Consider the following 9,568-nt stretch of genomic DNA (forward strand, 5'->3'; position numbering starts at 1 on the left):
GGGGGCGCCTCATGCTGGGGTCGCGCCCCCCCCCCGCCCCCCCGGCGGGGGGCCCCCGCGGCCCCCCCACCCCCGGGGGGGGGGGGGGGCGGGGGGGGGGGGGGGGGGCCCCCCCCCCCCCCCCCCCCCGGCCGCGTTCACCACCTGAGCGGAAGCGTGGCGATGAAGTCGTCGAGCCGCCGGGAGATGATCTGGTGGTCGTGGGCCGAGGGGTGCCAGTCGCAGCCGCCGTAGTCCAGGTCCGTGTTGTCGTAGTACCAGTAGCGGACCCGGTCGTCGCCCCGCTCGTTGCGGTCCTGGACGATCTGCCGCGCCGCGTCCGCGAACGCCGTGGTGTTGGACATGTAGGTGGCGCTGACCACGATGATCGCGCGCTTGCCGTACCGGGCGCGCAGCTTGTCGATGAAGCCGTGGTAGGCGGCCGTGTAGGCGGCGACCAGCGATTCCGGCGTCCAGGGCTCGCCCGGGTTGATCGCGGTGGAGAAGTCGTTGATGCCGAGGCCGATCACGATAAGTTGCGGATGCCAGGTGCCCGGGTTCTTCCACACGTCGCCGGGCACGCCGATGAGGGCGCGGTCGTAGTAGGTGCGGTAGTCGGTGCCGGGCTCGATCCCGTTGTAGTTGCGCACCATGCCGCGGCCGGAGAAGGCGTTGATCTGGTAGTCGGCGCCGAGACCGCGGGCGGTGAGGGCGCCGAAGCTGACGTCGGCGTTGGTGTTCCTGTCGATCTGGCCCGGGGCGGGGCAGTCGCGGGTGGCGGACATGTTGCCGTAGCCGGCGGTGTAGGAGTCGCCGATGAACTCGATCTGCCGGCGGCGATCGGCCGGCCTGGGCAGGATGGCGCCGCCGGGGACCGCGACGAATCCGTCGAACCGGCCGGCGGACCACGGGCTCTCCGTGCGCTTGACGAGCCGCACGCCGTGAACGCCGTGACTCAGGTTCCTGACCCAGTAGGTGGTGCGGCCGGGGGTCACCAGCGTGGCGACGGTGACGCCGTCGACCTGGACGTCGTAGTCGTTGACCGCGTCGTCGATCGCGATCCCGACCCCGGTGCCGCGGAAGCGGCCCTCGAAGTAGACGCCCGGCCAGCTGTACCGCATCGAGCCGCCGGCCACCTCGACCCGGCCGGCGGTGTGCGCCTTCGCCGGCCCGGCCGGCGCCGGTTTCGGCGCCGCCGTCGTGCCGGGCGCGGTGGCCGCGTCGGCGGCCCCCGGTAACAGCGTGGCGGTCACCGCCAGCGCGGCCAGCGCCGCTTTCACCTGTGTGTGTCGCACGGTCTCTCCTTCTGCCTGCCGGTGAAGGGGCCGCGGGCCTTCTCGTCCGGCCGGGCGCCGAGCAACCGGCGATGAACGTTTCAGGGGCGCGAGTACGGCGGCGGCGTGCCGGAGGAGGCCGCGGCGCGGCGGCACGACCGGCCGCGGAGCCGTGGATCTTCGGCCGGGGCACGGATGACGTGGGGGTCAACGCCCGCCCTTCGCAGGTGATCCGACGAGGTCGGCGGCGAGTCCGCGAACGCTGCCGGGCCGGCGCCGAATGCAGAGTGAGCGCCCCCACCCCGATCGTCAAGACCGCACCCCTCGCCGTACCCGGCCGCAGCGGCGCGCCGTGACGCCGCCGCTCGCCCCAGCGGCGTGACGCCCGGTCAGCGGGAGAGGGCGGGGGTGATCACGCCGGCGTCACCGGGGCGTGTCGCCGGCGTCCGTCCGTCGGAGCGTCAGAGATAGGGCCGCTGGGCGCGCTTGGCCTCGTCGTAGCGTTCGCGCGCGGCGCGCGCCTCGGCGAGCCCGGACACCTCGGCCACCGGCACGTCCCACCACGCCTCGGCGCCCGGCGAGGGGCCGGGGACCGTCTCGACGTGGACCACGGTCGTACGGGGGGACGCGACGGCCGTGGCGAGCGCGACCCGCAGGGTCCGCGGGTCGGCCGCCGTCAGCACGTCGGCGCCGAGGCTGGCCGCGTTGGCGGCGAGGTCCACCGGCAGCCGCTCCCCGTCGAGCCGGCCGTCCGGGCCGCGCATGCGGTAGTCGGTGCCGAGCCGGAGCGCGCCGACCGACTCGCTCAGCGCGCCGATGGAGGCGTAGCCCTGGTTGTCCACCAGGACGATGACGAGCTTGACGCCCTCCTGCACGGCGGTGGCGATCTCCTGGGCCATCATCAGGTACGACCCGTCGCCGACGAGCACGAACACCTCGCGCTCCGGGGCCGCCAGCTTCGCCCCGAGACCGCCGGCGATCTCGTAGCCCATGCAGGAGTAGCCGTACTCGACGTGGTACTGCCCGGGGTCGGAGGCGCGCCAGAGCCGGTGCAGGTCGCCCGGCATCGACCCGGCCGCGTTGACCACCACGCCGCCCGCGGCGACCTCGTTGACAGCGTTGTTGACGATGCCCAGCACCACCGGCTGGGTCAGCTCGGTCCCGCCGTGGAACCGGTCGGCCTCGGCCTGCCACGCGGCGGCCAGCTCGGCCGCCCGGCTCGTCCAGCCGGGGTCGGCCCGCCAGTCCACGTCGTCGAGTGACTTCAGCGCCTCGCGGGCGTCGGCGACGAGCATCTCGGCGGCGTGCTTGGCCGCGTCGAACGCCGTCACGTTGACGTTCAGGAACCGGGCCTCGCCGAACAGCGTCCGGGAGGCGGTGGTGAAGTCGGTGTACCTGGTCCCGATCCCGATGACCAGGTCGGCCTCGCGGGCCAGCGCGTCGGCGGCCGGGGTCCCGGTGTGCCCGATGGCGCCCACCGCGCGCGGATGGTCGTACGGCAGTGCCCCCTTGCCTGCCTGGGTCTCGGCCACCGGCACGCCGTGCCGTTCGGCGAACCGGGCCAGCTCCGCGCAGGCGCCGCTGTACCTGACCCCGCCCCCGGCGACGATCAGCGGGCGGCGCGAGCCGCGCAGCAGCTCGGCGGCCCTGGCCAGGGCGGCGGGTTCGGGGACCGGCCGGGCGACGTGCCAGACCCTGCGGGCGAACAGCTCCTCGGGCCAGTCGTACGCCTCGGCCTGCACGTCCTGCGGCAGGGCCAGCGTCACCGCGCCGGTCTCGGCGGGGTCGGTGAGCACCCGCATCGCCTCCAGCAGCGCCGCCGGGAGCTGCTCGGGCCGGTTGACCCGGTCCCAGAAACGGCTGACGGGCTTGAGGCAGTCGTTGACGCTGACGTCGTACGACCGGGGGTCCTCCAGCTCCTGCAGCACCGGCGAGGCGACCCGGGTGGCGAACAGGTCACCGGGCAGCAGCAGCACCGGCAGCCGGTTGATCGTGGCCAGCGCGGCCCCGGTGACCATGTTGGTCGCGCCCGGCCCGATCGAGCTGGTGCAGGCGAGCGTGGACAGCCGGCCGGACTGCCGGGCGTAGCCGGCGGCGGTGTGCACCATCGCCTGCTCGTTGCGGGCCGGATAGTAGGGCAGCGGGTCGCGGGTGCCCGCGCCCTGCTCGGCCAGGGCCTGGCCGACACCGGCGACGTTGCCGTGCCCGAAGATGCCCAGACACCCGGCGACCAGCCGGTGCTCGGCGCCGTCGCGCTCGGTCCACTGCCGGGCGAGGAACCGCACCAGCGCCTGCGCCACCGTGAGCCTCGTCGTGTTCCGCACAGGCACCCCTCCCGGCCGGCCCGCGAGCCGCGGATCCGCGCGTGCCTCGGACGTCCCCCTCAGGAACGTTCCCCGCACGGCGACAGCTCCCTCGGCCGTCCCTGGCGCGCGACACCCGTTCGATACTCAGCGTTACCGATCGCATGACTTCTGTGACGATGGGGATGTGGTCGCTGTCCGGCCAGAGCGTGCACGCAGACACGGAGGAGAGTCACATGTCCAACCGGTACGAGCACCAGCCCGCGCCGCCCCCGGCGTACGGCGGGGCACCGGGAGGCGGCACGCCGCCGGCGGGCGGTCACGCCCCCGGGACACGCAACGGGCTCGGCGTGGCCGCTCTGGTGCTCGGCGTCGCCGGCGCGCTGACCGGGCTCGTTCCGCTGCTGTTCGTCGTCGCGGGCACGCTCGGCCTGCTCGCGGTCGTGTTCGGCTTCACCGGCCGCTCGCGCGCTCGCAGAGGCGCCGCCTCCAACGGGGGCGTCGCGCTGGCCGGCGCCGTCCTCGGCCTGGTCGCGATGGGCCTGGCGACCTGGGGGATGGTCGTCTTCTTCAGCGCGGCCGACGACGCGGTGACGGCCATCGACGACGCGCTGTCGACCGACAGCCCGGTGACCAAGGCGACCAGGAGCGCCACGCCCACCCCGGTCGCGCTGGGGTCCGTGGCGAGCGAACCGCCGTTCACGCTGAAGGTGCTGTCGGCGGCCAAGGAGAGGACGCTCAGCGACGTCATCGAGAACTACCGGGCGCAGGGCGTGTTCGTCGTGGTCAAGGTGCAGGTGAAGAACAACGGCGAGAACCCGGCCACGTTCGACGGCATGGACTCCGGGCTGCTGGACACCGACGGCAGGCGGTACAACGTGCAGGACATGGTGACGATCGGCCAGAATTCCGATCTGTACGAAGAGATCAACCCCGGACAGCGGACCACTCGGACGCTGGTGTTCGACATACCGGCGAAGGCGACACCGCAGACGATCGGCATGTTCGGGGCGCAGGGCTCGGGCGGCGTGTTCATGGCCCTGCGGTAGGAGGGAGCCGGGGCGTGGGACCTGGGCAGGGACTGTTCACCGAGGCCATGGGGCAGGTGGCCGCCGGCGTGGCGGTGCTGACGGTAAAGGACGACCGGGACGACCTCGGCACGACGGTCACGACCCTGATGTCGGTGTCGCTCGACCCGCCGCTCGTGCTGGTCAGCCTCGACTCGGCCGGATACCTCGCCGAGGTGCTGCTGCGCCGGGACCGTTGGGCCGCGAGCGTGCTGGCGGACGGCCAGCAGGCGGTCGCCTCCCGGTTCGCCGCCGCCGGACGGCCCAGCGCCCGGCTCCTGCTGGCCGGGGTCGCCCACCATCGCGGCGCGCACAGTGAGGCGCTGGTCGTGGAGCGCGGGGTGGCGGCGATCGAGGCCGAGACGACGCAGGTCGTCCCGGCCGGTGATCACACGCTGTTCGTCGGGGAGGTCCTCGGCGTCGACTACGTCGACGCCTCCAAGTCCCCGCTCGTACGGCTCCGCTCGCGCTACCGCGCCATCATCTGATCGTCCAGTGGCCCGGCAGCACCAGGGGGCCGTACGCCGGAAGGCCGAGCTGCCCGGCCATCCGCGCCAGCGGTCCCCACGCCTCGAGACGCACCCGGGCGAGCGCGGCCGACCTGTCCTCGCTGGACTCCGGCGGGCGCAGCCGCTCCAGGGGGTGCATGCGCGGATAGGTCCGTACGGGGGCGTCGTCGGCGAGCCCGGCCCTGCGGCGGGCCAGGGCGAGGGCGTCCTCGAGGCCGCCGAGCTCGTCGGCGAGGCCGGCCGCCTTGGCGTCGGCGCCGGTCCACACGCGGCCCCTGGCCAGCTCGTGGGCACGCTCCCTGGTGAGGCCGCGGCCCTGTGCCACCTTCCCCACGAAGTCGTCGTAGATGCGGTCGAGCCAGGCGTTCACCCGCTCCCACTGGATCTCGGAGAACGCGGTGGACGGCGAGAACATCCCGGCGTTGGCGCCCTCGGCGACCGTCTCGGTCACCACGCCGAGCTTGCCGAGCAGTTCGCCCACGACGGGCTTGCCGCCGAACACGCCGATGGAACCGGTCAGCGTGCCCGGCTGGGCCACGATCACGTCGGCGGCCATCGACACGAAGTAGCCGCCGGAGGCCGCCAGGTCGCCCATCGACACGATGACCGGCTTGCCCGCCTCGCGCGCCAGCACGACCTCGCGCCAGATGGCGTCGGAGGCGACGTACGACCCGCCGGGGCTGTCCACGCGGAACACGATGGCCTTGACCTTCTCGTCCCGCCGAGCCGAGCGCAGCGCGGCGCAGATGGTGTCGGAGCCCATGGCGCCCCCGCCGCCGAGCGGCGAGCGGCCGCTGCGGCCGAGGCGGATCATGCCGTTGCCGTGGACCAGGGCGACCGTGTCGGCCCCCGGGTGGGGGAGCTTGCCGGACAGCGTGCTCTTGGCGTACCGCGACACGTAGAGCAGGTGCGCGCCGTCCTCGACGGTCTCGCCGTAGACCTCGTCGCGATACTTCAGCCCGTCCACCAGCCCGGCCTCGACGGCCTCCGCCCCGATGAAAGGGCCCTGGTCGATCAGCTCGCGCACACGCTTCGGATCGAGGCCGCGCGCGTCGGCGATGCCGGCGACCACCTGCTCGGTGATCGACTCGGCGATGCGCCCGGCCGACTCGCGGTGGGCGTCGGTCATGTGGTTCTGGGTGAACGTGTTGGCCGCGGTCTTGTACTCGTGCCGCTGGCCGATCTGATACTCCACCCCGGCCTTGGCGAGCGCGTCGCGCAGGAACCGCTGCTCCAGCGCCACCCCGGTCAGGCCGACGTCGCCGGAGGGCTGGAGGTAGACCCGCTCGAAGGCGCTGGCCAGGTAGTAGGGGACGGTGCCCGCGCCGAACTCGCCGAACGTCTCGGCGAACGCGACGGTCCGCTTGCCCGCGGCGCGCAGCTTGACCACCGCGGTGCGCAGCTCCTGCACCATGCCGAGACCGAGGGGATAGCCGCCGATCTTGACGATCAGCGCGGTGACACGGGGGTCCTTGCGGGCGCGGCGCAGGCCCGACAGCACGTCGGTGAGGCGCGCCTTGCGCATGGACAGCAGGGCGGAGACAGGGTCGGCGGGCGGGCCTTCCGACAGCCCCTCGGTCAGGTCCAGCTCCAACACGAGCGGCGCGGTACGCCGCTGCCGCAGCTTGCCCACCGTTTCAACGATCGTCCTCGTCGCGTCCATAAATGCCACCATAAGCGACGGTTTCGCCGGGCATGGCCGGATGATGTTGCCCATGCGACGGCCCCCGCGCCACGTGCGCGGGGGCCGTCGCCGGACCAGCCGGACTACTTGAGGCCGTTGGACATCGAGGTGATCAGCTCGCCGTTGGCGGTGTCACCGCTGAACTCCCAGAAGAAGGCCCCGCCGAGACCCTGGTTCTTGGCGTAGGTCATCTTCCCGCCGATGGTGGCGGGGGTGTCGTAGCTCCACCAGTTCGAGCCGCACTTGGCGTAGGCCGTGCCCGCGACGGTGCCGGTGGCCGGGCAGCTGTTCTTGAGGACCTTGTAGTCCTCGATGCCCGCCTCGTACGTGCCGGGCGCCGCACCGGTGGCGGTGCCGCCGGGAGCGGCCTGGGTGACGCCGGTCCAGCCGCGGCCGTAGAAGCCGATGCCCAGCAGGAGCTTGCTCGCCGGCACGCCCTTGCTCTTGAGCTTCTGGATGGCCGCGTCGGAGTAGAACCCGGCGGTGGGGATGCCGGAGTAGGAGGTGAGCGCCGAGTGCGGGGCCGTCGGGCCCTGCGCGGCCCAGGCGCCGAAGTAGTCGTAGGTCATCACGTTGTACCAGTCGACGTACTGGGCCGCGCCGCCGTAGTCGGCGGCGTCGATCTTGCCGCCGTTCGTGCCGTCCGCGGTGATCGCGGCCGTGACGAGGTAGTTGGAGCCGAACTTGGCCCGCAGGGCCGCCATCAGGTTCTTGAACGCCGCCGCACCGCTGGAGTCACAGCTCAGGCCGCAGGCGTTCGGGTACTCCCAGTCGATGTCGATGCCGTCGAACACGTCGGCCCAGCGCGGGTCCTGCAGCAGGTTGTAGCAGGAGTTGGCGAAGGCGGCAGGGTTGGCGGCCGCCTGGCCGAACCCGCCGGACCAGGTCCAGCCGCCGAAGGAGTAGAGCACCTTGATGTGCGGATACTGCGCCTTCAGCTTCCGCAGCTGGTTGAACGCGCCGCGCAGCGCGTTGGGGTTGTCCCAGGTGTCGGCCTTGCCGTCCACGCTGTTGGCCGCCGTGTAGGCCATGTCGTAGTCGGCGTAGGAGTCGCCGATCGCGCACTGGCCGTTGGTGACGTTGCCGAAGGCGTAGTTGATGTGGGTGAGCTTGGCGGCCGATCCGCTGGTCACGATGTTCTTCACGAAGTACTGGCGGCCGTACACACCCCAGTCGGCGAAGTAGCCGAGCACCTTCTTGCCGCCGGGCGGCGGGGGCGTCGGGCTCTTGGTGGGCGACGCGGAGGGCGACGCGGAGGGCGACGCGGAGGGGGACGCGGACGGCGAGGCGGAGGGCGACGGGGAGGGCGACGTGGGCGGGCGCGTGCTCGGGCTGGCCGAGGGGGAGCTGCCCGCCAGGAGCCTCCACAGGGCCGGGACGTTCGGCGGCTCCCAGCCGGTCAGGGACGTGTGTGCCTGGATGGCCTCGTAGTCCTTGCCGGAGTACGTGACCCGGGCGCCTACGGCGTACCAGGTGTTGGGAGCCCAGGCCGGGTACGCCAGGACGGCCGACTGGCTCTGGGGGACGGCGGCGGGGGCCGCGGCGGAGGCGGTCCCGATCGCGAGCGGCGCGAGGAGCGCGGCACCGGCGATCAGGGACCCGAGGAGGATCTTGCGCAACGGAGCTCCTGCTCTTGGGGGGTAAAGGACAGGAAAGTTTCCTATTAATTTGCGAGCGTAAGCATTCCTCGCCGGATGGTCAACGCCCTACCGGCCCCCTAAACGTCGCTTAAGCCTTCGCTAAGGTCACCGGCCGTACGCCGGGCCCTGAGGGGAAGGCGACACAGGAGTCTCCGTCCTGGTCGGTCGCCGAGGGCCCGGCTTCCGTACGATGAAGCCGTGCCCGGCCTCATCCGCTCCGTGTGGGGCGAGCCCCGTCCCCCCGACCCGCCCCTGCGCGTGTGGCGCGACTGGGTGCTCGTCGGGGTGCTCGCGCCCCTCGCGGTGCTCGAGGGGATGCTGCGGCCGGACCTTCCGATGCGGCCGTTCGCGGTGGCCGTCGCCGTCGGGCTGCTGCCCACGCTGCTGTGGCGCCGGACCCGGCCGCTGGCGATGCTGGCGATCTGCTTCGCCGTCACGAGCCTGGTCCCGATCCTCGTGACCGGCGCGACGCTCGACGTGTACACGCTGGGATACGTGCTGATCCTGCCCTACGCGTTGTTCCGCTGGGGGTCGGGCCGCGAGATCGTGACGGGCCTGGGCATCCTGCTCACCGCCGTCGGTCTCTCCGTGCTCGTCGACCACGCCGCTCCCGCCGACGCGGTCGGGCCGTTCGCCGTCACGCTCGCGACCACCAGCCTGGGCGGCGCGTTCCGGTACCGCGCCGGGGTGCGGATGCGCGAGCTGGACCAGGTCAAGCTGCTGATGCGCGAGCAGCTCGCCCGCGACCTGCATGACACGGTCGCGCACCACGTCTCCGCGATGGCCATCCGCGCGCAGGCGGGGCTCGCCACGTCGGCGTCGCGCCCGGACGCCGCGGCCGAGGCCCTCCGCGTGATCGAGGCCGAGGCGGCGCGGGCCCTGGACGAGATGCGTGCCATCGTCCGCGTCCTGCGCCGCGACCGTCCGGCGGAGCTGACACCCGGCCGGCGCATCACCGACATCGAACTCCTCGCGAGCCGGGGCGGCTCCCACCATCCGGCGGTCGAGGTGGAGATACCGGCGATGGGGTTACGCAACTCGTGCGACATGTCGGAGGCGAACCGTCGCTGTTGCTGCAGGGCTTTGTTGAGCCGTTCCAGTGTGCAGACCAC

Annotated in this window: 6 protein-coding genes and 2 pseudogenes; 3 read left to right on the forward strand and 5 right to left on the reverse strand. The window is 72.9% G+C overall.

The genetic code is table 11. The annotated features are described in order from the left end of the window. Positions 1-137 precede the first annotated feature (137 nt). Complete coding sequence (locus tag AB0J39_RS35410) at positions 138-1,274, reverse strand: SGNH/GDSL hydrolase family protein (protein ID WP_363472841.1); 1,137 nt, start codon at positions 1,272-1,274, stop codon at positions 138-140. A 440-nt stretch (positions 1,275-1,714) separates the two neighbouring features. Beyond that, the gene (gene iolD / locus AB0J39_RS35415) at positions 1,715-3,577 is read right to left on the reverse strand and encodes a 3D-(3,5/4)-trihydroxycyclohexane-1,2-dione acylhydrolase (decyclizing) (RefSeq protein WP_363472844.1); all 1,863 of its coding nucleotides are present in this window, start codon (positions 3,575-3,577) and stop codon (positions 1,715-1,717) included. Positions 3,578-3,792: 215 nt separating this feature from the next. On the opposite strand from iolD, the gene AB0J39_RS35420 reads away from it, so the two are divergent. After that, positions 3,793-4,605, forward strand: a complete 813-nt coding sequence (locus AB0J39_RS35420; RefSeq protein ID WP_363472847.1) for a DUF4190 domain-containing protein — start codon at positions 3,793-3,795, stop codon at positions 4,603-4,605. Between the two features lie 14 nt (positions 4,606-4,619). Then, positions 4,620-5,111: a flavin reductase family protein gene (locus AB0J39_RS35425; protein WP_363472850.1), complete on the forward strand. Its 492-nt coding sequence runs from the start codon at positions 4,620-4,622 to the stop codon at positions 5,109-5,111. On the opposite strand, the gene AB0J39_RS35430 is transcribed toward AB0J39_RS35425, so the two are convergent. Together AB0J39_RS35430 and AB0J39_RS35435 are read right to left on the reverse strand one after the other, a co-directional pair. Beyond that, the gene (locus tag AB0J39_RS35430) at positions 5,104-6,795 is read right to left on the reverse strand and encodes a S49 family peptidase (RefSeq protein ID WP_363472853.1); all 1,692 of its coding nucleotides are present in this window, start codon (positions 6,793-6,795) and stop codon (positions 5,104-5,106) included. The genes AB0J39_RS35425 and AB0J39_RS35430 overlap by 8 nt on opposite strands. Before the next feature lie 104 nt (positions 6,796-6,899). After that, positions 6,900-8,435 (reverse strand): glycosyl hydrolase family 18 protein, encoded by a 1,536-nt coding sequence (locus AB0J39_RS35435; protein WP_363472856.1) that lies wholly within the window; start codon positions 8,433-8,435, stop codon positions 6,900-6,902. Positions 8,436-9,236: 801 nt separating this feature from the next. Here AB0J39_RS35435 and AB0J39_RS35440 point away from each other — a divergent pair. Then, a pseudogene (locus tag AB0J39_RS35440) lies at positions 9,237-9,314 on the forward strand (hypothetical protein); the annotation flags it as partial. 149 nt (positions 9,315-9,463) lie between these two features. Here AB0J39_RS35440 and AB0J39_RS35445 read toward each other — a convergent pair. Next, positions 9,464-9,568: pseudogene (locus tag AB0J39_RS35445) on the reverse strand (histidine kinase dimerization/phospho-acceptor domain-containing protein); the annotation flags it as partial.

Source organism: Microbispora sp. NPDC049633, assembly GCF_040675265.1.
Lineage (GTDB): Bacteria > Actinomycetota > Actinomycetes > Streptosporangiales > Streptosporangiaceae > Microbispora > Microbispora maris.

What these genes read in the sequence shown, in the direction of transcription:
- AB0J39_RS35430 (WP_363472853.1), bottom strand. Translation starts at nt 6,795, where the DNA reads ATGGACGCGACGAGGACGATCGTTGAAACGGTGGGCAAGCTGCGGCAG.
- AB0J39_RS35420 (WP_363472847.1), top strand. Translation starts at nt 3,793, where the DNA reads ATGTCCAACCGGTACGAGCACCAGCCCGCGCCGCCCCCGGCGTACGGC.